Source organism: Croceitalea sp. MTPC6 (assembly GCF_036985525.1).
Taxonomy (GTDB): domain Bacteria; phylum Bacteroidota; class Bacteroidia; order Flavobacteriales; family Flavobacteriaceae; genus Croceitalea.
This window is the reverse complement of sequence record NZ_BTGR01000001.1, coordinates 404,075-428,713: the sequence shown is the minus strand read 5'-3', so window position 1 is coordinate 428,713 and position 24,639 is coordinate 404,075. Positions and strand designations below refer to the sequence as shown.

The 24,639-nt window shown below is 35.4% G+C and carries 23 protein-coding genes; 5 read left to right on the top strand and 18 right to left on the bottom strand.

The window, feature by feature from the left end:
• The first annotated feature begins 27 nt into the window (after nucleotides 1-27).
• Nucleotides 28-1,248, top strand: a complete 1,221-nt coding sequence (locus AACP56_RS01990; protein ID WP_339334002.1) for a peroxiredoxin family protein — start codon at nucleotides 28-30, stop codon at nucleotides 1,246-1,248.
• Between the two features lies 1 nt (nucleotide 1,249).
• Here AACP56_RS01990 and leuB read toward each other — a convergent pair whose 3' ends face one another.
• From leuB to AACP56_RS01970, 4 genes are read right to left on the bottom strand one after another with little or no spacing between them, the layout of a single operon-like run.
• Nucleotides 1,250-2,368 (bottom strand): 3-isopropylmalate dehydrogenase, encoded by a 1,119-nt coding sequence (gene leuB / locus AACP56_RS01985; RefSeq protein WP_339334004.1) that lies wholly within the window; start codon nucleotides 2,366-2,368, stop codon nucleotides 1,250-1,252.
• A gap of 4 nt (nucleotides 2,369-2,372) precedes the next feature.
• Nucleotides 2,373-2,960, bottom strand: a complete 588-nt coding sequence (gene leuD / locus AACP56_RS01980) for a 3-isopropylmalate dehydratase small subunit (protein ID WP_339334006.1) — start codon at nucleotides 2,958-2,960, stop codon at nucleotides 2,373-2,375.
• Nucleotides 2,960-4,345, bottom strand: a complete 1,386-nt coding sequence (leuC, locus tag AACP56_RS01975; RefSeq protein WP_339334008.1) for a 3-isopropylmalate dehydratase large subunit — start codon at nucleotides 4,343-4,345, stop codon at nucleotides 2,960-2,962. The genes leuD and leuC overlap by 1 nt, the downstream gene beginning before the upstream one ends.
• Entirely contained in the window at nucleotides 4,345-5,517 is a 1,173-nt protein-coding gene (locus AACP56_RS01970; protein WP_339334010.1) for a 2-isopropylmalate synthase, read from the bottom strand. The genes leuC and AACP56_RS01970 overlap by 1 nt, the downstream gene beginning before the upstream one ends.
• Nucleotides 5,518-5,663: 146 nt before the next feature.
• On the opposite strand from AACP56_RS01970, the gene AACP56_RS01965 reads away from it, so the two are divergent.
• The gene (locus AACP56_RS01965; RefSeq protein ID WP_339334012.1) at nucleotides 5,664-7,208 is read left to right on the top strand and encodes a hypothetical protein; all 1,545 of its coding nucleotides are present in this window, start codon (nucleotides 5,664-5,666) and stop codon (nucleotides 7,206-7,208) included.
• Between the two features lie 28 nt (nucleotides 7,209-7,236).
• On the opposite strand, the gene AACP56_RS01960 is transcribed toward AACP56_RS01965, so the two are convergent.
• The 4 genes from AACP56_RS01960 to panB are packed head-to-tail and all read right to left on the bottom strand — an operon-like array spanning nucleotide 7,237 to nucleotide 9,943.
• Nucleotides 7,237-7,758 (bottom strand): DUF4252 domain-containing protein, encoded by a 522-nt coding sequence (locus AACP56_RS01960; protein WP_339334014.1) that lies wholly within the window; start codon nucleotides 7,756-7,758, stop codon nucleotides 7,237-7,239.
• 29 nt (nucleotides 7,759-7,787) lie between these two features.
• Entirely contained in the window at nucleotides 7,788-8,486 is a 699-nt protein-coding gene (locus AACP56_RS01955) for an RluA family pseudouridine synthase (protein ID WP_339334016.1), read from the bottom strand.
• The gene (locus tag AACP56_RS01950) at nucleotides 8,476-9,120 is read right to left on the bottom strand and encodes an SGNH/GDSL hydrolase family protein (protein WP_339339820.1); all 645 of its coding nucleotides are present in this window, start codon (nucleotides 9,118-9,120) and stop codon (nucleotides 8,476-8,478) included. The genes AACP56_RS01955 and AACP56_RS01950 overlap by 11 nt, the downstream gene beginning before the upstream one ends.
• 4 nt (nucleotides 9,121-9,124) lie before the next feature.
• The gene (panB, locus tag AACP56_RS01945; RefSeq protein WP_339334020.1) at nucleotides 9,125-9,943 is read right to left on the bottom strand and encodes a 3-methyl-2-oxobutanoate hydroxymethyltransferase; all 819 of its coding nucleotides are present in this window, start codon (nucleotides 9,941-9,943) and stop codon (nucleotides 9,125-9,127) included.
• A 71-nt stretch (nucleotides 9,944-10,014) separates the two neighbouring features.
• Here panB and AACP56_RS01940 point away from each other — a divergent pair, with 71 nt between their 5' ends.
• The gene (locus AACP56_RS01940; RefSeq protein ID WP_339334022.1) at nucleotides 10,015-10,479 is read left to right on the top strand and encodes a nuclear transport factor 2 family protein; all 465 of its coding nucleotides are present in this window, start codon (nucleotides 10,015-10,017) and stop codon (nucleotides 10,477-10,479) included.
• A gap of 11 nt (nucleotides 10,480-10,490) precedes the next feature.
• Here AACP56_RS01940 and AACP56_RS01935 read toward each other — a convergent pair whose 3' ends face one another.
• The 5 genes from AACP56_RS01935 to AACP56_RS01915 all read right to left on the bottom strand — a co-directional run bounded on the left by AACP56_RS01935 (nucleotide 10,491) and on the right by AACP56_RS01915 (nucleotide 15,433).
• Nucleotides 10,491-11,915: a sulfatase family protein gene (locus tag AACP56_RS01935; protein ID WP_339334024.1), complete on the bottom strand. Its 1,425-nt coding sequence runs from the start codon at nucleotides 11,913-11,915 to the stop codon at nucleotides 10,491-10,493.
• Between the two features lie 47 nt (nucleotides 11,916-11,962).
• Nucleotides 11,963-12,340 (bottom strand): DUF2200 domain-containing protein, encoded by a 378-nt coding sequence (locus AACP56_RS01930; RefSeq protein WP_339334026.1) that lies wholly within the window; start codon nucleotides 12,338-12,340, stop codon nucleotides 11,963-11,965.
• 58 nt (nucleotides 12,341-12,398) lie between these two features.
• Complete coding sequence (locus AACP56_RS01925; RefSeq protein WP_339334028.1) at nucleotides 12,399-12,827, bottom strand: VOC family protein; 429 nt, start codon at nucleotides 12,825-12,827, stop codon at nucleotides 12,399-12,401.
• 549 nt (nucleotides 12,828-13,376) lie between these two features.
• Nucleotides 13,377-13,799 carry a DUF6326 family protein gene (locus AACP56_RS01920; RefSeq protein ID WP_339334030.1) on the bottom strand — a complete coding sequence of 141 codons (423 nt, stop codon included), beginning with the start codon at nucleotides 13,797-13,799 and terminating at the stop codon, nucleotides 13,377-13,379.
• 209 nt (nucleotides 13,800-14,008) lie between these two features.
• A complete protein-coding gene (locus AACP56_RS01915; RefSeq protein WP_339334032.1) occupies nucleotides 14,009-15,433 on the bottom strand; it encodes an L-serine ammonia-lyase in 1,425 nt (474 codons plus the stop codon).
• Between the two features lie 160 nt (nucleotides 15,434-15,593).
• Between AACP56_RS01915 and dnaK the strand changes: the two genes are divergently transcribed.
• Together dnaK and AACP56_RS01905 are read left to right on the top strand one after the other, a co-directional pair.
• Nucleotides 15,594-17,510, top strand: a complete 1,917-nt coding sequence (dnaK, locus tag AACP56_RS01910; protein WP_339334034.1) for a molecular chaperone DnaK — start codon at nucleotides 15,594-15,596, stop codon at nucleotides 17,508-17,510.
• Between the two features lie 76 nt (nucleotides 17,511-17,586).
• Nucleotides 17,587-18,132 carry a hypothetical protein gene (locus AACP56_RS01905; RefSeq protein WP_339334036.1) on the top strand — a complete coding sequence of 182 codons (546 nt, stop codon included), beginning with the start codon at nucleotides 17,587-17,589 and terminating at the stop codon, nucleotides 18,130-18,132.
• A gap of 66 nt (nucleotides 18,133-18,198) precedes the next feature.
• Here the strand turns inward: AACP56_RS01905 and AACP56_RS01900 are convergent, their stop codons facing one another.
• The 5 genes from AACP56_RS01900 to AACP56_RS01880 form a co-directional block, all read right to left on the bottom strand.
• On the bottom strand, nucleotides 18,199-18,828 hold the full coding sequence (locus AACP56_RS01900) for a response regulator transcription factor (RefSeq protein WP_339334038.1): 630 nt from the start codon (nucleotides 18,826-18,828) through the stop codon (nucleotides 18,199-18,201).
• 588 nt (nucleotides 18,829-19,416) lie between these two features.
• Nucleotides 19,417-21,084 carry a PorP/SprF family type IX secretion system membrane protein gene (locus AACP56_RS01895; RefSeq protein ID WP_339334040.1) on the bottom strand — a complete coding sequence of 556 codons (1,668 nt, stop codon included), beginning with the start codon at nucleotides 21,082-21,084 and terminating at the stop codon, nucleotides 19,417-19,419.
• A gap of 119 nt (nucleotides 21,085-21,203) precedes the next feature.
• The gene (locus tag AACP56_RS01890) at nucleotides 21,204-22,340 is read right to left on the bottom strand and encodes a cell envelope biogenesis protein OmpA (protein WP_339334042.1); all 1,137 of its coding nucleotides are present in this window, start codon (nucleotides 22,338-22,340) and stop codon (nucleotides 21,204-21,206) included.
• A gap of 168 nt (nucleotides 22,341-22,508) precedes the next feature.
• Nucleotides 22,509-23,231, bottom strand: coding sequence for a 23S rRNA pseudouridine(2604) synthase RluF (gene rluF, locus AACP56_RS01885; protein ID WP_339334044.1), 723 nt, complete (start codon nucleotides 23,229-23,231; stop codon nucleotides 22,509-22,511).
• Nucleotides 23,232-23,853: 622 nt separating this feature from the next.
• Nucleotides 23,854-24,624: a DUF6090 family protein gene (locus tag AACP56_RS01880; protein WP_339334046.1), complete on the bottom strand. Its 771-nt coding sequence runs from the start codon at nucleotides 24,622-24,624 to the stop codon at nucleotides 23,854-23,856.
• Nucleotides 24,625-24,639: the final 15 nt, after the last annotated feature.

The window sequence follows — 24,639 nt, the reverse complement described above, 5'->3', positions numbered from 1 at the left end:
TCGATATAATTGAAAAAATATTCTGAAATGAAAAAAATATTCACTTTGTTTTTGCTTGTAGGTTCAATCTTATCCTGCGATAAAAAAGTTGATAATTCATTGAAAATTGGTGAGTGGTGGGCAAATATGGAAGTAACAGAAAGCGAGATTCTTCCATTTAACTTTATATTAAAAAAAGAAGGGAGCAGTTATACCATGGAAATTAAAAACGCTGACGAAACTATTTTGGTCGATGAGTTTGAATTTTATAATGATTCCATCAAGATACAAATGCCAATTTTTGAAGGCTATATCGCCGGAAAATTTACAGAAAATGAAATACGAGGAGATTTTATAAAAGAGAGCTTGGATAGAGTGGTTCCATTTAATGCTCAATATGGTACGAAGCCAAGATTTACTGTTGTACAGAAGCCTACTGTGAATATTTCGGGAGTTTGGGAAGTTAGTTTTGATTTTGATAAAGAAAATCCTTATCCAGCCAAAGGAATTTTTACACAAGAAGGTGAAAAAGTTGTAGGCACCTTTAGAACAAATACCGGGGACTATCGCTATCTGGAAGGCATAGTTGATGGAAATTCTTTAAAGCTATCTACTTTTGATGGTGCACATGTATTTTTGTTTACTGCCCAGGCAACAGATAGCACATTGACAGGTGTTTTTTACTCTGGCAATCATAGTATCGAAAACTTTAAAGCTAAACGGAATGATGCTTTTGAGCTTGCAGATGCAAATTCATTAACGTATTTAAAAGACGGATATGACAAATTCGGTTTTTCTTTTCCAAATGCTGATGGGGAAGTAATAAGCTTGGATGACGAAGAATTTGAGGACAAAGTTGTATTGGTACAGATTATGGGTACTTGGTGCCCAAATTGCTTGGATGAGACAAAGTTTTATGTTGATTACCTAAAGCGAAATCCCAATCCAAACTTGAAAGTGGTAGCTTTAGCTTTTGAATATGCCAAAACCAAGAAAAAAGCCTTTAAAGGAATAGAGAGACTAAAAAATAGAGTAGGGGTTAATTACCCAATTTTATTGGCTCAGGTAGGAAGTTCAGATAAGGTATTGGCCAATGAAAAATTACCAATGCTAAATCATATCATATCTTACCCAACTACTATCTATATTGATAAAAAGGGACAGATACGTAAGATACATACTGGTTTCAATGGTCCAGCAACTTTAGAAAAGCATGAGAAGTTTAAAAAAGAATTCAATAAAACACTTGACGAACTACTGGCAGAATAAATTAGATAATTGTGGATTTTCCCAATCCAATATTCTCATCGTTCATGTTTAGGTCTTCGTCATTATCAACAATATTGTCCGCAATAAAATCACCAACGTGATTTGTTCCGTATTTACTTTTTGAGTTTAAATCTGGAGTTACCACACCTTTTTCAAGAGCTTTGTCAACAGCTTCTCGGACAGCCATAGCCTCTTCAAATAGTTGAAAGTGCTCCAAGAGCATTGCTGCTGATAGAATGGAAGCAACAGGATTAGCAATGTCTTTTCCCTTAGCTTGTGGATATGAGCCGTGAATAGGTTCGAAGAGCGCATTTTCATCACCAATTGAAGCTGAAGCGAGTAAACCAATAGAACCTCCAATTACACTTGCCTCATCAGAAATAATATCACCAAAAAGGTTTTCGGTCAAAACCACGTCAAATTGATTTGGGTTAAGTATGACTTGCATGGCAGCATTATCTACAAAAAGAAAATCTAGTTCTACGTCCGGGTAGCTCTCTCCTATTTTAGTGACTACTTTTCGCCAAAGACGTGAGGATTCCAAAACATTGGCTTTGTCGACCAAGGTTAGTTTTTTTCTTCTGTTTTTTGCAGCCTTGAATGCTAAATGGGCAATGCGGCTAATCTCTTTTTCAGAATACTCACATAAATCAGAGGCTACTGTACCTTCATCATTGAGTTTTTTCTCACCAAAATAAATACCCCCTGTTAACTCACGATAAATGGTAAAGTCTGTACCAGAAATAATATCTTCTTTCAAAGGAGATTTATTTATTAGGGTAGGAAATACTTTAACAGGTCTAACATTAGTGTACAATCCTAATTCTTTACGGAGCTTTAAAAGACCTTGTTCTGGACGCACTTTTGCATTGGGATCATTGTCGTATTTAGAATCTCCAATAGAACCAAAAAGTACGGCATCCGCTTCTATGCAAAGTTTTAGTGTGCTGTCTGGAAGTGGGTTTCCTGTTTTATCTATGGCAATAGCTCCAACAGGGGCTTCTTTATAGACAAATGTATGATTAAATGTTTCTTCTACTGCCTGTAAACATTTTACCGCTTGATTCAATACTTCTGGTCCAATGCCATCTCCAGGTAGTAAGGCTATGTTTAAATTCATGTGATTATTGATTTTGCGTTTCGAACGCTTCAATGGTTTCTTTTTTGCTTATTAAAAAGTCTATATCGTCATAGCCATTTATCAGGCACATTTTTTTGTAAGCATCAATGTCGAATGATTCATTAAGGTTAATTGCCTCTAATTTTAATACTTGGTTTTCCAAATCTACATGGAGCTCAGCAGTCGGATTTTTTTCTAAGTACGCTAAAAGTTGAGAAAGTTTTTCTTTCGAAATCTGGATAGGAAGTAAACCATTATTAAGGGCATTTCCCTTAAAAATGTCTGCAAAATAACTAGAGATTATTACCTTAAACCCATAATCTTCTAATGCCCATGCAGCATGTTCCCTGCTTGAACCGCATCCAAAATTCTCACCTGCAACCAGTATTTTACCAACGTAATTTCCGTTGTTCAATATAAAATCTTCTTTAATATTACCTTCTTTATCAAATCGCCAATCTCTAAAGAGATTTTGACCAAATCCTACTTTACTGGTAGCTTTAAGAAACCGTGCAGGGATTATCTGATCGGTATCCACATTTTCTATTGGAAGTGGAACTGCACGTGATATTAATGTTTTAAATTTTTCCATTAGGTTAATTCTAATTCTGTCACATCTACAACTTTTCCTTCTACAGCAGTTAAAGCTGCAACCAATGGGCTGGCAAGTAAAGTCCTTGCACCTTGGCCTTGGCGTCCCTCAAAATTTCTATTAGAGGTGGAAACACAGTATTCACCTGCTGGAATTTTATCTTCATTCATTCCCAAACATGCAGAACAGCCCGACTGTCTAATTTGAAAACCAGCTGCTTCAAATATATCCTGTAAACCTTCTTCCTTAATTTGCTTAGCAACCAGTTGAGACCCAGGAACGATTAGGGCGGTAACATTTTTTGCTTTCTGTTTTCCTTGTATATGTGAGGCAGCCAACCTAAAATCTTCTATGCGTGAATTTGTACAACTGCCTATAAATACATAGTTAATGGGATGATTCACTAAAGATTGACCCTTCTCAAGGCCCATGTAAGAAAGTGCTTTTTCAAAGGAAGCATCATTTATGGTTGGAATCTTCTCATTTATCTTAATCCCCATTCCCGGATTAGTTCCATAAGTAATCATCGGTAAAATATCCGAAGCGTCAAAATGATATTCGGTATCAAATGTTGCACCTTCATCGGTTGGCAAGGTTTTCCAATAAGCTAGTTTACGATTCCACTCATCTCCTTTTGGGGCAAATTCTTTTCCTTGAACGTACTCAAAAGTAGTTTTGTCAGGAGCAATCATTCCGCCACGAGCACCCATCTCTATACTCATATTGCAAACAGTCATACGCCCTTCCATGCTCATTTTTTCAAATACATCACCAGCATATTCCACAAAATGTCCAGTTCCAGAGTTGGTTCCTAACTGTGCGATTATATAAAGTATTACATCTTTTGGCAATACATTTTTATTAAGCTTTCCATTTACGGTGATACGCATTTTTTTGGGTTTGTTCAGCAACAAACATTGGCTGGCAAATACTTGAGCAACTTGACTGGTGCCAATACCAAAAGCGATTGCGCCAAAAGCTCCGTGGGTTGAAGTATGACTATCACCACAGACCATGGTCATTCCTGGTTGGGTAATACCCAATTCTGGTGCCATTACATGTACGATTCCTTGGTATTTATGACCCAAACCATATAAAGTAACACCATGCTTTTCGCAATTGGTAGTCAACATTTCTACCTGTTTTCTAGATAGGGCATCTTTTATGGTTAAATGTTGATCTAAAGTAGGCACATTGTGATCTGCAGTAGCGACAGTTTTGTTGGGTCTTGATAATGGGATGCCTCTTTGTTCCAATTCGCCAAAGGCTTGCGGACTGGTAACCTCGTGGATTAAATGTTTATCGATATATAAAATTTGGGGACCATTTGGGATAGTTTCAACAACATGGGCGTCCCAAACCTTATCGAACAAAGTTTTTTTCATTAGGCAATACTTTCTAATTTTACATTGCTGGTCTCCACAATTTTATGAATATCTGTATCTACAATCTCTTTCTTGACATCAGCAAATTTTAGAAAATTATCATAAACAACATCCAATTGCAATTTTGTTAATTCATATCCAACCTTTTTTGCCCTGTAGGCTAAAGCAGCTCTACCACTTCTAGCAGTTAAAACAATGGATGATTCGCTTACACCTACATCCTCAGGGTCAATAATCTCATAAGTTTCCCGATTCTTTATAACCCCATCTTGGTGAATACCAGAGCTATGCGCAAATGCATTGGTGCCTACAATAGCCTTATTGGGTTGTACGGGCATACCCATTTTTTGAGAAACCATTCTACTGGTATCAAAAAGCAGTTTACTGTTAATATTGGTATCCAAACTTAAATCTGGATGTTGCCTTAAAATCATTACTACTTCTTCTAATGAAGTATTTCCCGCACGTTCACCTATTCCATTAATGGTGCACTCTATTTGTCTGGCACCATTTATGGCACCGGCAATGGAATTAGCAGTGGCTAATCCTAAATCGTTATGACAGTGACAAGAAAGGATGGCTTTATCTATTCCCCTCACATTTTCTTTAAGGTATTTTATTTTAGCACCGTACTCATGTGGAAGGCAATAACCAGTCGTGTCTGGAATGTTCAAAACTGTCGCCCCTGCTTTAATGACTGCTTCGCAGACTCTTGCCAAATACTCATCATCTGTCCTTCCTGCATCTTCAGCGAAGAACTCCACGTCTTCCACAAAGGTCTTGGCATAAGATACCGCAGCAACAGCTCTTTTTATCACCTCTTCTTGAGTAGTTTTGAATTTAAATTTTATGTGGGATTCCGAAGTTCCAATCCCAGTATGTATCCTTGGTTTTTTTGCATACTTAAGTGCATCTGCTGCAACTTCAATATCTTTTTTTACTGCTCTTGTTAGGCCACAGACAGTAGCATTTCTGATTAATTTACTAATTTCTGTTACAGACTTAAAATCACCAGGACTAGATATGGGGAAACCTGCCTCCAAAATATCCACTCCCAATTCTTCCAGTCGTTCTGCAAGAACTAATTTTTGTGTTGTGTCCAATTTGCAACCTGGCACTTGTTCGCCATCTCTAAGCGTCGTATCAAAAATTTGTACCTTATCTTTACTCATCGTTTTAAGTAATTTTAACCAATCTATACGAAGATAAAATACAGTGGTTGCCAAAAGCTATTACTCAGCAAACCATTACAATGTTAAATTGTTTTTTGACAATGTCAATTATCTGTAAAACAAATAGTTAAACATTTAATTTTACGATGACAAATACCCAAAAGGATGCTTTATTTGTACTGGTCAAGTCACTTTCTAAATCTGAAAAGCGTCAGTTTAAACTTTATGTAGGGAGATTGGGAGTAAATGCTGACGCTAAGTTTTTAGCCTTATTTAACCTAATGGATAAAATGAAGGCATACAGTGAACCCTTGATAATGGAAAGTGGTATTGTAAAAAAATCCCAATTATCTAACCTTAAAGCACATTTATACAAGCAGATTTTAGTCAGTCTTCGACTTAACCCAGTGAATCAAAATATTAGGGTACAGATAAGGGAACAATTAGATTTTGCAACGATTTTGTATCAAAAGGGACTTTATAAGCAAGCCTTAAAAATTCTTGACAAGGCGAAGCACGTTGCAATTGAAAATGAAGAGAAGAATATTGCCTATGAAATTGTAGAGCTAGAAAAAATAATAGAGACACAATACATTACCAGAAGTATACCGGATAGGGCTGATGAACTTGCGGTACAAGCAAAATCATTATCTGCACATAATGTGATGGCCAGTAAATTGTCCAATCTTTCCCTACAACTATATGGAATGATGCTAAAAGTGGGCTATGTAAGGAATGATAAGGACTTGCAAGAAGTTACAGATTATTTTGAAGCACATTTACCAGAATATGATATTGAAGAACTTGGTTTTAGGGAAAAGCTATGGTTGTACAAAGCGTATTTATGGTATAGTTTCTTGACCCAAGACTTTTTATCATCCTATAAATATGCGAGTAAGTGGGTGGATTTGTTTTATGAAAATGAAGAAATGATTCGTTTGAACCCGGTTTTTTTCCTCAAAGGAAACCATTACTTGCTAGAATCTTTATTTTACGTAAAGTACAGTTCTCAGTTTAAAGAGACTTTGGAAAGACTGGAAGAAATGACACAAAATTCGGATTTTCCAAAGAATGATAATATTACGTCATTAGCATTTTTATACATCAATTCCAACAAGCTTAATCTTCATTTTCTTGAAGGCACTTTTGAAAAGGGACTGTACTTAGTTGCTATTATTGAATATGGAATAAACAAGCATAAAGACCGAATAGATGAGCATCACATAATGCTACTTTATTACAAAATAGCATGTTTGTATTTTGGTAACGGCGACAATAAAAATTGTATTGTTTACCTCAAAAAAATTATTACCAATAAAAATCTTAAGATGCGGGAAGATTTAATGTGTTTTGCACGTGTTTTAAGCTTAGTAGCTCATTATGAAGCAGGTATGGATTATCACCTAGAAGTTCAGTTAAAGAGCACTTATAAGTTTTTATTAAAAATGAACGATTTGCAAGCTGTGCAAAAAGAGATGATTAAGTTCTTAAGAAGTTTAGGTGATATTTATCCAAATGAGCTCCGAAAAGAATTTTTAAAGCTGTACAGTGAATTAAAAAAATATGAAGATCACCCTTACGAAAAAAGAGCGTTCTTATATTTGGATATACTCTCTTGGCTAGAAAGTCATTTGTACAATAAACCTGTGGGTCAAATCATTAGAGAGAAAGCTTTAGCCATTAAACGATAGCCTAACTTCTTTATGACTTCATGATATATTAATTCGAAATTCCTGGAGTGCTTAAGTTCATTTGTGGTACCAGCCCATTAGAGAATTTTTCAAATTGATTGTTTTTTGCTAACTCCCTAACCTTTATAGGGTTAAAATTGCCATTAAAGTATAAGAAAGACCCTGTAGCATTATCGTTATTGTAGATTAAAATCTCTTTGACAACATTGCGTTTTTCCCTTATAGAAACTACATTACGCTTTAATTCATCATTCTTTCGGAATACTTCAATAAAAGAGCTAGAGGCAAAGTTGTTCATCTGTGTATTTAAAAAACGTGTTTGGGATTCTGTTTTACTTGGAAACTGCATATACCTCAAATCTCTTGTGTTGCCTACCAAGGATTTCATTTCTGGAGAAATTTCGCTCACCAATGAAAACATAAACTGAGGCACTCGTATAGCTGTAACTTGATTATCGTTTTTATGGGCCTCATAAAAACTATCGATAGAGTTATAACTTCCGCAAGCCGAAAATAATACTGGGCAAAGAACTAAAAGAATTTTTTTCATGGTGCGTGTTTGTTTAAAAGTAGAAAAAATTAAAGACATGCATTCCAGATTGCATCATTGGGTGGCTCAGCTGTAAACGAGACTAATTCTTTTTTCACGGGATGTTCAAATGCTAGACTTCTTGAATGTAAATGAATGCTTCCGTCTTTATTACTACGAGTAGCACCGTACTTTAAATCACCCTTTATGATACTTCCGATAGCTGATAATTGAGCCCTAATTTGATGATGTCTTCCTGTTTTTAAATTGATTTCCAACAACGTATAGTTGTCAAGTTTTTTAATCAAACAGTAATCTAGAATTGCTTTTTTACTATTAGGAACTTCATGTTTGTGCGCGTATGATTTATTTTGTTTTGGATTGCGAACTAGCCAGTGTGTAAGTGTACTGATTTTATTTTCTGCAGCTTTCTCAACAACTGCCCAATAGGTTTTTTTTGTTTCTCCTTCAGAAAACAACTTATTCAAACGTGGCAGTGCCTTAGAGGTTTTAGCAAAAACAACTATCCCCGAAGTTGGTCTATCCAAACGATGGGCAACGCCCAAATAAACATTGCCAGGTTTGTTGTATTTAATTTTCAAGTATTCTTTTACTATTTCGCTTAAGGGCTGATCACCGGTTTTGTCGCCTTGTACGATGTCCCCAGGTCTTTTATTGATTACGATAAGATGGTTGTCTTCGTAAATAACTTGAAGGTTATTTGGCGTAGACAGAATTTTAGTTGCCATCTATTTCTTGTTCGTTAAGAATAGTCGCGGCTATTACTTTTGCAGCTATTTTGCTTCCTTTCATTGAAGGATGAAAGCCATCGTTTCCATAAAAGGAATAATCATTTGTCTCATCAAAATGGGTTTTCCAAACTGCACCTACAGGAGCTAAGAGAGCACCATTAGTTGTTGCAGCATTTATATGGTTTTTGATTACATCATCAAAAGTGTAGTGGTATTGTTTTGAAGGCCATACCATGAAATAGATCAGTTCTGCCCCATGGGCTTCGCATAGCTTCTTGATTTTTGCTCCATCAACAAGGAGCATTTTTCTTCCTTCTGCTTGTGAAGAGGGACCTTGTTGTATAATCACAAAATCAAAACCGTTTTTAGCAATAAGCTTTTGAATATTCCCATCATCTAAGTGGTCAATTAGCGCATAATTAGGAAGAGCAACCATTTTGGTTTTAAGACGAACCTCTTTAGCACGAGCTATCTCTGCCACTAGTTCCGGTAAATTGTTGGTATAAGTTAGGCTATTACCAATGAAGAGCGCCTTGAATTCTTTTTTATTTGTAACATTGTTTGATTGACCAAAAACTGCAAGACTTGAAAGAACAAGAACAAATAACAGTATGTACCTATTTAATTTCACCCAATTAGTATTGTTCTTCTTCACTTGGGAAATCCCTACTCTTAACATCATCTACATATTGGGAAATAGCATTGCCCATATCTTCATAAAGATTCATGTAACGCCTTAAAAAACGAGGATTAAATTCATGCGTCATCCCCAATAAGTCATGAACTACGAGAACTTGCCCGTCCACTCCGTTACCTGCTCCAATACCAATGATTGGAATGGAAACACTTTCCGCCACTTCTTGGGCCAATTCTGCAGGAATTTTTTCCAAAACAATACCAAAACAACCTAATTTTTCCAATAATTTGGCATCTGCTTTTAGCTTTTTTGCCTCTGCTTCTTCTTTTGCACGAACTGTATAGGTTCCGAACTTGTAGATGGATTGTGGTGTTAACCCCAAATGACCCATTACGGGAATACCAGCCCCAATAATACGTTTAACAGATTCCTTAATTTCTTCTCCACCCTCTACTTTGACGGCATGTCCGCCACTTTCTTTCATAATCCTGATTGCGGAACGTAAAGCCTCTTTAGAATCACTTTGGTAGCTTCCAAATGGAATGTCTACAACAATTAAAGCCCTGCTAGCAGCCCTAACAACAGAACTGGCATGGTAAATCATTTGATCCAAAGTTATAGGAAGGGTAGTCTCATGCCCGGCCATAACGTTACTGGCAGAATCCCCAACCAAAATAACATCCACATTAGCGGAGTCCACTATCTTGGCCATGGAATAATCATAAGCAGTTAGCATAGAGATTTTCTCCTTGTTCTGTTTCATTTCCACCAATGATTTTACGGTGACTCTTTTGTATTCTTTTTTGGCTACAGACATTTTGACTTAGATTTGAAGGCTAAATGTAAGCAGATTTGTTTAATTTGGATTTCAATCAAAAAATGTAAATCATGAAGAAAAGTATTTTTATAAGCCTATTTCTTATCGGAATAACCACAAGTTTTGCCCAAACTGATGACAAAGCTGCTGTTAAAAAAGTGGTGGAAACTTTTTTTGAAGGATTCCATAAGCAAGATTCTATCATTATGAAAAGTGTGCTAGCGGATAATGTGGTTTTACAAACCACTGGTCGTAATAAAGAAGGAAAAACCCTATTTAGGAATGAAAAAATTGAGAAGTTGATAACCTCAATTACAAGTATACCTGATAGCGTGACTTTTGAAGAAAAACTCACCTCTTGGTCCATACAAGTTGATAGAACCATGGCAAACGCCTGGATAGGGTATGAATTTTGGTTAAATGGAAATTTTAGTCATTGTGGCATCAATTCTTTTCAAATGGTGAATTTTGATGGGGATTGGAAAATTATCTATTTGATTGATACCCGTGGTAGGGCCGGCTGTTTGGAGAAATAAGGTTATCGCTATTATTGCTCGATTTTTCCAACTGGTCTAGTTCCCTTGCCTGTCTGGTTGTTTAATGAATCTCCGAGCTCTAATCTTATTTTATCGCCCAGTGATTTTATTTTTGCTACAACTTCTGGGTTTTCAGCAGCTACGTCTTTTGTCTCACTAATATCTTTCGATAAATCGTAAAGCTCTATTTTTTCCATGGTGTTGTATTCGTATTCGACTGGAAACCCATTTTCACCACCCTTACGACCATTTAAAGTTCTGTATTTATGCGGATAATACATCTTCCATTTACCAGACCTTATACCATGAAGTTCATTTACATGATAGTAAAAGTAGTATGCTTCATGAGGGCTAGTAGTAGAATCTCCCGTCCATATATTCCAAACATTTTTACCATCAATTTTGTTATCAGGTAATTTTGCCCCTGTTAGTGCTGCAATTGTCGGGAGGATATCTATTGCCATCATAGGTACATTGATTACCCTTCCTGGTTTTATTTCTTTCGGATATCTAATAATACAAGGCTCTCTTTGACCTCCTTCTAGTGCTGTTCCTTTCCCTTCTCTTAATGGATAAGCACAGCCAGCATGATCACCATAATTAAGCCATGGGCCATTGTCTGAAGTGAAAATAACAATAGTATTCTCGTCCAAATTATTTTCTTTTAAAGTAGTTAAAATCTGACCGACTGACCAATCAATTTCCATAATTACATCGCCATATAATCCTCTTTCTGATTTACCTTTAAATTTATCAGATACAAATAGAGGAACATGAGGCTGCGGATGTGCTATGTATAAAAAAAACGGGTTTTCTTTATTCTTCTCAATAAAGTCGACGCTCCTTTTTGTTATCTGTGTGGTTAACAAGGATTGATTTGTTAGGGTATCTATAATTGTTTCATTTTCAAACAAGGGTAGCGGGTCAAAATCGAATATTGGTCCTTGCTGAGGATGAAAAGGCCACATGTCATTAGAATATGGAATGCCAAAATATTCATCAAACCCCTGATTATTAGGCATAAATTTAGGATTGTCACCTAAATGCCATTTTCCAAAAACCCCAGTTTTATAACCAATGTCTTTTAACATTTCTGCCATGGTAGTTTCAGAAGTGCTTAACCCTTGCTTGCTATTTGGCATAAAAGCCCCATGTATTCCAATTCGGTTTGGGTAACAGCCTGTAAGAAGTCCTGCTCGAGATGCGGAACAAACCGCTTGAGCAGCATAAAAATCTGTAAGTTTTATACCTTCTTGAGCCATTTTATCTAAGTGCGGTGTTTTAATATCGGGTGAACCAAAACAACCAATATCTTGGTAACCTTGATCATCAGTAAAAATGATGATTACATTGGGCTCTATACTTCTAGATGACTGTTGTGCAAAGCAAGAAATTGAATAAATAAGGGATAAAAGAAATAAAGCTTTGTTCTTCATGGTTTTAGTTAGTTCATTGTATTTAATGAAAAAGTTGACTGAAGTTTTTATTTCTTTTCTTCTCGTAAAATTTTCTCCATTTTACGACCTTTTGCCAATTCATCAATCAGCTTTTCCATACGTCTACATTGTATATATAATTCAAATTCATCTTCTATTTCTTCAATTCGATAACCACAAACAACTCCTTTGATCATGTGCGCATTGGGATGGATTTTTGCTTTTTCAAAAAACGTTCTAAACGTTACTTTATCTTTAATAAGTGTTTTTAGCTTATTTTCATCAAAACCGGTAAACCATTCTATCACTTGATGAAACTCTTTTTTTGTCCTACCATGTTTTTCCAATCTATTCCAGTAAAGGGGGTAAATGGATGCAAATATCATATTGGCAACCTTTTCATTTTTTTCGACCGTAACTTTCATTTTTTTTTGATTTTAAATTAACAAACGCTAACAGTTTCGTTTAACAGCTTATAATCAGTTATTCAGTAAGTACAAATTGCCATGATATACCGTATTTGTCTTGACACCATCCGAATTTCTTGCCAAACCCATAATCTCCATCACCTTGATAGCTGTCTAAAGGAACCATCACCTGACCTCCATTTGAAGAAAATTTTTCGAAAAGGGATTGTATGACATTATCAGATTTATCACTTATAAAAATTGAAACAGCAGGTGTAAATGACCAAGCGTGATTGTAATTACTTTCAGAAACCATGTAATCGGTTCCATTTAATGAAAATACACCATGTTTAATAAGTTCTGGTGTACCTCCTGCTTCACCTTCTGAATATTTTTTTATGCTTTTAATTTCTGAATTTGGAAAGATGGATGTGTAAAATTCTATAGCTTCTTCAGCCTTTCCACATTGTTGACCTACAAATGTGAGGAATGTTGTTATATTCATCTTTTTACTTTTTACTATTTAATTGTTTATTACTAACAACGTCCTTGCGTAAACTTAGTTTTTAATACATTTTATACTTTGTCAGCAATTTTTTTTCGTCTGTTTCTTCTTCAATTTTTTACCAATTTTTAAAATTCTTTGTTCTAATCAAATTTACTCACATTCAATTCTTTATCTAGATTGCGGAAAGAGCTATTTATCGTGTAATCTCCTGACAATAGAGTATTTAATTTATTGTTAGTTTGAAGTAATACTCTTTGTAAACTGGGGAGTGGGGATAATGGAAATATATCTAGTGCGAAAGAATTAATCATTTACTGAATAAGTCAATTTTAAATATTTGCTACAGTTCGGATAAGCAAAAGCTTTTGGTTTTGTTTTTTCTTTTTTGCCCGAAAGCTAAATCCCAAAGATTTTGCGACTTCTTAAATATACACAGATCTTGGCGTAAAAACACAAGTCCGTTTTAATTATAGGTATTGTTAGTGGTTGGCATTTTATTCAGCCTATTTTTCCGTTTTAGTAAACCCGTACATTGTTTTATAGTAATCAATTTTGGGCTTCCCTTGGCCATTTTATAGCATACCAAACAATAACGGATGTAATTATACTTTCCAAAATTGCCAAGAAAACATAAAAAGCTCGCCAGGGTTCAATCGAAAGAACTCCTAGAAGAACCATTATCGCAGTAAAGAATATTCCAAGAACAATATTCAATCGTTTGTTTAATACGGGATTAAGAACTAATGATAAAAATACCATTAAAGCTGGTACTGCCAACAATACCGCAGATGCAAAAAGCTTAACAGGACTGTCCAATAGATTAATTCCATTAACCAACCCTTCCGTTTTTCCGGGAACATAAAGTTCGAAATAATCTCCATACAAATAACAAAACGTCACCGTAGCCCATAGAGCAGATAATTTAAATCTAACATTGATTTTAAAGTCCTCTAATTTCGGTTTTTCCATTTTGATTTATTTTCTCCAATATTTTTAGTTTTTGCTTACCACTAACGGTTATATATCATTAATGATTTATATAACTATTATGTGCGCAACTAAGATAAAGAATAAGACTTTATAGTTATCTATTGATAACCACGGTATTATTTAATAAAAGCATAGTATGTGTTTATAAATGACTAAGATTTTCTTATCGTTTTAAGTAACAGAATGAATTAGCAGTCACTTAAAAATACGCCAACTGCCAATCCGCCTTCAGAAGTTTCTTTGTATTTGGTGCTCATGTCTTTTGCAGTTTCCCACATGGTATTCACAACCTTGTCCAACGGCACTTTTGCAGCTGCCGGGTCTGTATCCATTGCTAATTCTGCAGCATTTATTGCTTTTATGGCACCCATGGAATTTCGCTCTATACAAGGTACTTGTACCAAGCCTCCAATAGGGTCGCAAGTAAGTCCAAGATGATGTTCCATGGCAATTTCCGCTGCACAAAGTACTTGCTCTGGAGTACCACCCATTAATTCAGTTAAGGCTCCAGCGGCCATGGCAGAAGAAACGCCTATTTCTGCTTGGCAACCACCCATAGCAGCAGAGATGGTAGCTCCTTTTTTAAAGATGCTGCCTATTTCACTCGCAACAAGTAAAAAGCGTTTTACATCATCAAAATCCCCATCATGGTTTTCAATGACCAAATAGTACATTAATACAGCAGGGATTACCCCAGCACTACCATTGGTAGGTGCAGTTACAACACGACCTAGAGAAGCATTTACTTCGTTCACGGAAAGCGCAAAACAGCTTACCCATTTTAATATTTGTCTAAATTTAACTTCGGTATCTCGTATGGTTTCAATCCATTCTCTAGGACTGGAATAGGGGAGGGTTCCCTTTAGTTTTTGGTGCATGTCAAAAGCACGTCTGCGCACATTTAAGCCACCTGGTAAAACTCCTTCGCTATGGCAGCCCGTATACATACATTCCAACATGGTATCCCAAACTTGTTTGATACCGGAATTTATTTCATCATCAGAATTTAAGGAACGCTCATTTTCCAAAACAATTTCCGAAATGGATTTTTGTTCTTGCTCACAAAAAGCCAACAACTCAGCGCCAGATTTTACAGGAAACGGAAAAGTCTTAAAAACTGCCTTATTCTCTTTTGAATTGGTTCGTTCTTCTTTTACCACAAAACCACCACCGATAGAGTAATAAGTTTCCGAACAGTTTTTTTCATTGTTTAGCTGTGCTTTAAATTCAATTCCATTGGCATGGAATGGCAAAAACTCTTTTTTAAAAATGATATCCGTCTCAAAACTAAAGTTTACTTCACGTTCTCCTCCAAACTGTATTTTCTTATCGTTTTTGATTGAATTTATTATGGTTGGAATATGCTCAGTAGGAATGGTGACCGGGTCGGTGCCTGACAAACCTAATGCAACAGCAGTATCTGTAGCATGGCCTTTTCCAGTTAGGGAAAGAGATCCATAAAGGAACACCTGGATTTTTTCTATCTTATCAAATAGGTTGTTCTCTTGGAGTTCTTGTATCCATCTTTCTGCAGCTCTCCATGGTCCCAAAGTATGTGAGCTGGAAGGTCCAACCCCAATTTTAAGCATGTCAAAAACACTGATACATTCCATTGGCTAAGTTTGTTTCACCAAATATAGGCAGCAAAAATAGAAGTCTTATTAAATTTTTATGCCCAGTTTCTGACAGCTTGTCATATTTACTGTCATGGCATAATCATTGACATTTAGAGTGTGAGTAAAAAAGTAAATATAAAAGCATAACTATATAAACATGAGTAAAATAATCGGAATAGATTTAGGGACAACCAACTCTTGCGTTTCCGTGATGGAAGGTAATGAGCCAGTTGTTATTCCAAATGCAGAGGGTAAGCGTACTACACCTTCAGTTATTGCATTTGTAGAAGGTGGAGAAATTAAAGTTGGGGACCCTGCAAAGCGTCAGGCGGTAACAAACCCACACAAAACCATTTATTCTATCAAAAGATTTATGGGAAATAAATTCTCAGAATCTTCTAAAGAAGCGAATAGAGTACCTTATAAAGTTGTAAAAGGTGATAACAATACGCCACGTGTAGATATCGATGGTCGTATGTATTCGCCACAAGAATTATCTGCAATGATTCTTCAGAAAATGAAGAAAACTGCAGAAGATTACTTAGGTCAAGACGTGACCAGAGCAGTAATTACAGTTCCTGCATATTTTAATGACTCTCAGCGCCAAGCTACAAAAGAGGCGGGTGAAATTGCAGGGCTAACTGTTGAGCGTATTATCAATGAGCCAACTGCTGCGTCATTGGCTTACGGATTGGATAAAAAAGATACGGACCAAAAAATTGTAGTATTCGATTTTGGTGGTGGTACACATGACGTTTCTATCCTAGAACTTGGAGATGGCGTTTTTGAAGTATTATCTACGGATGGTGACACACATTTGGGTGGTGATGATGTTGACCAAAAAATTATTGATTGGTTAGCAGAAGAGTTTAAGAAAGACGAATCAATGGATTTACGTGAAGATGCCATGGCATTACAAAGATTGCGTGAAGCTGCTGAAAAAGCTAAGATTGAATTATCTTCTTCTGCACAGACGGAAATCAACTTACCATATGTAACCGCAACGGCATCAGGACCTAAACACTTGGTAAGAACATTGACAAGAGCAAAATTTGAACAATTAATAGAAGATTTAGTAAAACGTACTATTGAGCCTTGCCAGACTGCATTGAAGTCTGCTGGACTTTCAAAAAGTGATATTGACGAGATTATCTTGGTAGGTGGTTCTACAAGAATTCCTGCAGTACAAGAAGCTGTCGAGAAATTCTTTGGAAAGAAACCTTCTAAAGGGGTAAATCCAGATGAGGTTGTGGCAGTAGGTGCTGCTATCCAAGGTGGTGTGTTAACCGGGGATGTTAAAGATGTATTGTTGTTAGATGTTACCCCACTTTCTTTAGGTATAGAAACTATGGGAGCGGTTGCCACAAAATTGATTGAGGCCAATACCACTATCCCTACAAAGAAATCTCAAGTATTTTCTACTGCAGCGGACAATCAACCTTCGGTTGAAATCCATGTATTGCAAGGAGAGCGTCCAATGGCTGCGGATAACAAGACTATTGGTAGATTCCATCTAGATGGTATTCCACCAGCACCAAGGGGGACACCTCAAATTGAAGTGACTTTTGATATTGATGCAAATGGTATCATCAAGGTTTCTGCAACAGATAAAGCAACAGGTAAATCTCAAGATATTCGTATTGAAGCTTCTTCTGGACTCACAGAGGAAGAAATCCAAAAGATGAAAGCTGAAGCTGAAGCAAATGCTGAAGCGGATAAGGCTGCTAAGGAAACTGCTGACAAATTGAATGAAGCAGATGGAATGATTTTTCAGACTGAAAAGCAGTTGAAAGAATTTGGAGATAAACTTTCTGATGATAAGAAAAAGCCAATTGAAGAGGCTTTGGAAGAATTAAAGAAAGCATATGAAACCAAAGACTTAGCTATAATAACTCCAGCTTTGGATAAAATTAATGAAGCATGGAAAGTAGCATCTGAAGAAATGTACAAAGCACAGGCTGAAGCTGCACAAGCTGGGGGAGACCCATCTGCAAGTACGGGAGGAGAAGCTGCTGGCGGTGATGCAACTGAAGGTGATAATGTAGAAGACGTAGATTTCGAAGAAGTCAAGTAAACTCTATATTTTAGTGAAATTTAAAACCCGTAACTGACCGTTACGGGTTTTTGTTTATTTTAGAATAAAATCTTACATGAAAAATAAAGTGAACAGAGAACTTTTTCAAAGCATAGGTACTGCTACTGCGTTAATAATTAGCGTGTTGGCATTGGTAGTATCAATCTATGAAGCCAATCTATTAAAGGCGCAACAAAAAGCAACAGTTTGGCCTTATTTTTCAATTAGTCAAGGTTATAATTCTGATGGGTTTAGTATTTATGGTCTTAATAATGGAACAGGACCAGCTTTAGTAACTTCAGTTTCTGTTACATTCAATGGTGAACCAGCTGTAAACTATATGGATTTTTTGAAGATTGTTAAACCAGACAATACTATAGGATATGATATCATACGACAAAATAAAATGAACAATACCGTATTTAAAGCAGGAGAGGAGCGCTTGTTATTTTTTATGAGATGGAATGAAGAAACACGAGAGATCGTAGAGAAAATGGAAAAAGAAGAAGTTAATATCACAGTACAATATTGCTCTGTTCTGGAAGAATGTTGGACATTTGAATATCCCTCAGGAGAAAGAAAAAAGAAAAAATTTAAATCAGCTTTAGAATTTGAAGATTAAATTACACAAGAATTAAATAAATTAAAAACCCGCATGAAAATTGCGGGTTTTACTTTTTAGTGAGTTTTATGAAGCTTCTAGCATTCTTAATTTTTCTAGAGCTGCAGATTTTGAGTTTACATTGAGTTTTAAATAGATATTCTGAATATGAAAATTGACAGTACTTGGTGTTACATACAATTTTTCAGCAATGCTTTTGTAAGTAGCACCTTGCCCTAAATATTCAGCGATTTGATTTTCTCGCTTTGATAATGCCTCATATTTTTTCTTTTGAAACATTTCAACTACAGTGCGAGCAACGTCATGGCTTAAAGCAGCTCCATTTTCCCTTACGGAATTTAAGGCGGCCAATATTCTAGTTTTTGTTACGGGCTTGGTAAGATAACCGTTAGCCCCTGCTTTAAAAGCTTTCCGTACAATGTCAAAATCATTCTTTGGGCTCAATAAGATAATCTTTACATTATCATCTTTTTTGTGCAAGTATTGAATTCCTTCAATTCCCGATATACCAAATAGTGATACTTCAGATAGAACTATATCTGGCCGATACTTACGATAATTTTGCAATGCATCGTGTACAGATCTAAACGTACCAACAAGTTGATAATCGTAAAAGGTCTCAAAGTAACTTTCGTACTTCTGGTGTGAATTTTGGTCACCGTCTATGACAATTACCTTTAATGCTTCTGTTTTCATATGATATAAGATTTGGGGTTGTACTCATTATTTTATATTTAAAATTAGAAATTGCAATTTTTAACCTATTTCCAGAATAAGTGTAATCGTGGCCATGATTAATGCTGGTCTGAAGTATAGCATACTTTAGATTTAACTTAAATCACAACGAATGTCTTTGAATTATCTGGAGAATTTTATGAATCATACATCGGCTAACTATACACTTGTTAGTTGTAGATTCAAGATTCCCAATAAATTAAAAGTGAGGTATAACTATACCTTAACGAGAATAACTAAAGGATTTTTTTCTCTTTGTATTAATAATGTAGAAAGGATAGCATTTTTGAAGGAGTAGTAGTAAGACTTCATATTGTAGGTTTTACGGGGTTTAAAAGTGTTTGGGTAACTTTTACAAAGGCAATATAGAATTTTTTTTTGAATAACAAAAAAATATGTAAGATTTTTCTTTCAAAATATATTTCATTAACATATGAAAAAGAAAAAAGGGTTGATTACCCAATCAACCCTTTTTAACAAAAGCATTTGCCACTATCTTACAATTAATGGCTAAAAATCAACCCCGATTAGTAAGCTCTTGTAATATCTTTATTCTTCAAAAGTTAGCTCTGCTGTAGCCGTACCCATTGGATTATATACTTCCATTATCCATTTGTCTTCTTGGTAGGTACCAGCCAAATTGTTACCATAGGCATCAGAAGCATCACTTTTGGTTTTAAAATCTGCTAAATAGACATAGTGCAATCCATTTTCCTTATTATAAAATTTTCTGGCATTCAATCCCTTTTTCTTAAGATTGTTCATAAAGGAATTCAAATACTTTTCGTTTTTAAATACATTGGCAATCATATAATAACCAGAGGCAATACCAACTATATTAGAGCCATTTTGTGATTTTATGGGTGTTTTTTCAAATAAGTCCGTTCTATAATTAGCCCTGAAATTTTTCTTTGTCTCTTGAGCATTGTTTTCTGCTAAGCGAGAATTTGCATAACGAGATTGTCTCTTTGGTTTTGGTTCTTGATAATCTTGCTTAATTTCATGACGTATTAAGCGTACCATAGTTTCAAATCGTTTTTCAAACATTTCATCCCTTGCTTTTTCAATAGAATCTTGTCTTAAAATCAGTTCATCAAGAATCAGTCTATTTTCATAGGCGACAGAGTTTTCATCCACTAAAACTGGAGCACCTTTGGTCAACTCTCTTTTAAGGTTTAGGATTTGTTCTTCATAATTTTTGACCACTTCATCAATTCTAGCATCTTCAGATTTGTTTTCTGCAATGTTTACATCAATACCAACGCCTCGTAGATCATCGTCAAATGAATATGCTAAAGAAAGTTCATGGTTCCAACCAAGGTTGTCACCAACTTCAGTTAAATTTTTCTCCATTAAATATCCTAAGGATAGTTTTTTGTTCAAATTAACTCCAATACCTGATGAGAAGCCATAAGAGCTATCATAAGTACTTTGGAACCATCCAAATTGTGGCAAGTCTAAAAGTACCGAACCTGTATAAGAAACATCACCTCTTCCATTGGCACCAACTTGTACCATTGGCATAAGTCTACCGTTTGCCAGCAAACCGGTGGCTTTTTCAAAAGTATGGCTATATTGTATTGTGCCTGTTATGTTTTCCATACCAAAATTGGTTTCCAGTGCGTTCAAAGTTTGATTGTAGACCACTAAATCCCTAAAATATAGACCAAAATCAAATTTATTAAGGGATAGATTAATTCCTGGTTCAACAGTAACTTTATTCTCTTTTCTAGCTTCTTGGATTAAGGGGTCACTTTCGTTTGTTATGGCCCTATTTTTATCCAGCCCTTGGCTCAAATAATTTACATTGGTTCCAAAAGCAAGTGCACTTTTTTCGCCTAATTGAACAGCCGTAGCATAGTTGGCATTAAATCCAAACTCTTGTACAATGCCAGACCAGCGTCCATAAACACCTAATCCCAGTGCCGTGTTTTTATCCAATTTATTGCTAAAACCTAAATAGTAATTTTGATTGTTATCCTCGTAAGAAGCGTATTGATTTCTCAACAATACATTTAAGTAGGACTTGTTTTCACGGACCAACGAAAATGTTGGATTAATTAGAAAACGATTAAAGAACAATTGGTTGTGGAATGGGCTTTCAACATTATATTGATTAGAAGTTTCTGTTTCTTGGGCCATTGTACTTTTAGAAGCTAACATCGCAACTAAAAGCACTAGACCGATTTTTATATTTTGTTTTATAAATGAGTTCATCTTTTCGGGGTTTAAAGTGAAACTGGGTATGTTGTTATCTAGCATTTTGTAAGTATGCTTTTAGTATCTACATTTAAATTAATAAATGGTAAGGGGCTATGGACTTGTGCTTGTAGAGGTTATTCCTCAAAAACTGTTGATGAGTAATCCGTGCCTTTATCATTATGCAAGGCTTTCATAAGTCCTTCTTCGCTTTTTTCAACTAAAGAAGCATCAACTGGTTTGGAGTAGCTTATTGCTATTTGGCTTACTTTATTTTTCTTACCTCTATTGGACATTACATAGCCCATTCCTTTTTCTGGTACTAATGCAAGTGAAAAGTCGTCATAAGGGCTATTAATGGAACTTCCTAAGTTTACGGATTTGGTCAAAGTGTTTTTAGCAACCTGAACAGCAAACAAATCTAAGCCTCCATATCCTTTTCTTCCTTCTGAAGCAAAGAACAATAATGTGCCATTTTTTAGGCTAGGGTAGAGGTCGTTCTTTTTGGTATTTACCTTAGGGCCTAGGTTTTTTGCAACCCCTAAACTTCCGTCTGGTTTAATGTCTGAAACATAAATGTCATATTTACCAAATGTACCTGGCATGTTCGAGGCAAAGAACAGGCGACTTCCATCTTCTGATACTGTAGGATGTTTTGCAGAGTAATATTTTGGACATACAGCTACTTTTTGTACATTTTTCCATTCTCCATTAACGTTACTTGCCTTGTACAAAACATGAACGGGTTCTTTTTTGGAAAAAACACCATATTCTGGTTTTACATTTGCGATCTTACTAAAATAAGCCGTTTTGCCATCTCTGGTAACAGTCATTTCAGGAGTAAACCCTTCTTTACTGTTATCAGTATTTGCTAGTGTAGGGATATAATTCTGTGAAGGGGAACTACCTTTATTCATGGAATAATCTTTTTTAATGACAGCTGCCCAATCTTTATTGTCACTCGCAATATTTCCTTTTAATTGCTCTTTGGCGTACTCATATCTTTCTTGATAACTGCCGCTCAAAGTTCCAACTTGGACAACATTTTGTAGTTTCTCGTACCAGAAAATGGCAGCTTCGTAATTTTCGGTTAAAAAATTTACATTGCCGAGGTCTTGAAATATTTCTACTTCTGAATATCCTTCTTTAAGCAATTCTAAATAGTCATCGATTCGTTTATTGGCTTCGGTCGTATTTTTCTGTGCATTTGTTTTGAAAGCAAACAATAAAACAACAATTACTAAGGTTAATTTGTAAGTGGGGGAAGATTTCATAGCATTAAGATTTTGGGTGTTAATACGATACAAATATCAACAATCAATTCTTCCAAATACTTATGAATTTTTCATAGGTTTTGCTTTTTAACGGTAAAAAAATGCTTTTAAACTGATTAAAAGAGGAGTTTGATAGACTAATTGGTATAGCTCAATGTGTGTTTTAACCTAAAAATGTGTCTTTGAAGAATTGGAAACCAACTGATTTATTTCTTTTAACTCTGTTTCAGTAAGATGTCTATATTTACCAATGGGCACATCCAGTTTAACATTCATTATACGTATCCGCTTTAATTTTCTGACCCGATAATCTAGATATTCGCACATCCTTCTGATCTGTCTATTTAGTCCTTGGGTCAAAATAATCTTAAACTGTTTTTCTGCTATTTTTTCAACTTTACACTTTCTGGTAATTGTATCTAAAATGGGCACACCATTTTCCATTTTACTCATAAAGTCGTTGGTAATAGGTTTATTTACTGTGACTATATATTCTTTTTCATGATGGTTCCTAGCTCTAAGAATTTTGTTTACTATATCTCCATCATTAGTTAAAAAAATGAGACCTTCACTCGGTTTGTCCAATCTCCCAATTGGGAATATGCGTTTGGGATAATTAATAAAATCAATGATATTATCTTTTTCTACTCTGGTATCTGTTGTACAAACAATGCCTACGGGCTTATTGAATGCCAAATAAACGGGTTTATCTTTAGTTTCAGTAATCAGTTCCCCATCAACTTTTACGATATCCCCTTCCTTAATTTTAGTCCCCATTTCAGGGACCTTACCATTAATGGTTACACGACCTTGCTCGATAAGTTTATCTGCTGCTCTACGTGAGCAGTGGCCAACTTCGCTAAGGTATTTATTGATTCTGGTTTCTTTCACTTTAGAAAACGTGATTTTCTTTTAATAAAGGTATAAACAAAAACCCCATAACTTTCGTTACAGGGTTTTTTTGCGGAGAAAGAGGAACTAACCATATTCTCATTTTTTGAGGTTTTATAGGGTCTAAAAGCCGTCTAAAATTTTGCCTCCACCGAAACAGCCCCTTTTTAACAAAAGTTTGGGAATTAAAGGCCATTTCTCCTGATTTTGAATAGAAACAAGCATAATTAACTGCAAATTCTACTTTTTTGATAACTCAAAGACTATCGGTTCGAGTGTAACGCAAATTATTAAGTTCTAACCAAGAATGATGGCGTTAATTCTGTCCTTAATAATAGGTAACGTTTCGGCGAGAATTGCCCTATCAATATTAGCACTTAAAATTTCTTCACTGCGCTGTTGTGATAGCAATAGCGAAAACCGTTCTTTAATAAAGGTACTGACATTTTTGATTAGTAGGTAGTTAATATCAGTAGGGTATTTTTCGGAAGAATTTTATCATTGGTCATCTCTTTTTCCCTCGCGTTGTTCCCTAAGGTGTATTACTCTCATCATTTCTACCCGTTGGATGGAAGGAAGGGGAAAGCCTGCGCGCAATAGGTTATTCATTTATAATTATCATCTATTCGGTTTGTATATTGGCTTCTATTAGACCTAAGGTGTTCTTTAAAAACTGCATAATCGTATTTTCATTTACTGTAACGTAAGATTGATTCATATAATAATCAAACAACATACTATCTACTTCTAAGCTTGACAAGAAAGCCTCATAATTTTCTTTTGCAACTTCTAGAGGTTGAATAATAATATCACGTCTGTAATCAGATCTGTTCATTGATGCATCTGCGTTGCGCACTGGAATATACTTATACATTATTTTGGGTACATTGTTTATCCAATACGCTCTTCTTACAATAATGTCTTCTTTGTAATCGTCTAGTTCGCCAGTCCACTGGTTTAGTGCATATTTTAATTTTGCATCTTTTATGATTTCTAGATTACCAGAAGATATAATATCGTTAATCACGCCCGATCGTGGGTCAAATGTAGCGTAATTGTACATTTGCCCTAGTAAACTATCGATTGTTTTAGTCTTAAATGAACTTGTATGATCAAAATTCATTAAAGCAACAATGGCGTTTAAACACCCTTCATTTAACCTATGGTCAAATTCGAGTTCTTTTATATTTTGCTTAAATTCTTCCCTTAAACTCAAAAGGATTTGCTGTTCCTTTTCTGCATCTTTTTGCTTTTCATTCCAATTATTAATCTGTATGGCAATGAGAATTCCGATAACGACGAGGACGATTTCGCCAATGGCATAGGTGAGGTATTTTGGCATACGCTTTCTCGAAAGCGCATCTAGACGTATTTTTCTGAAGAATTTAATCATTGGTTACAATTGTAA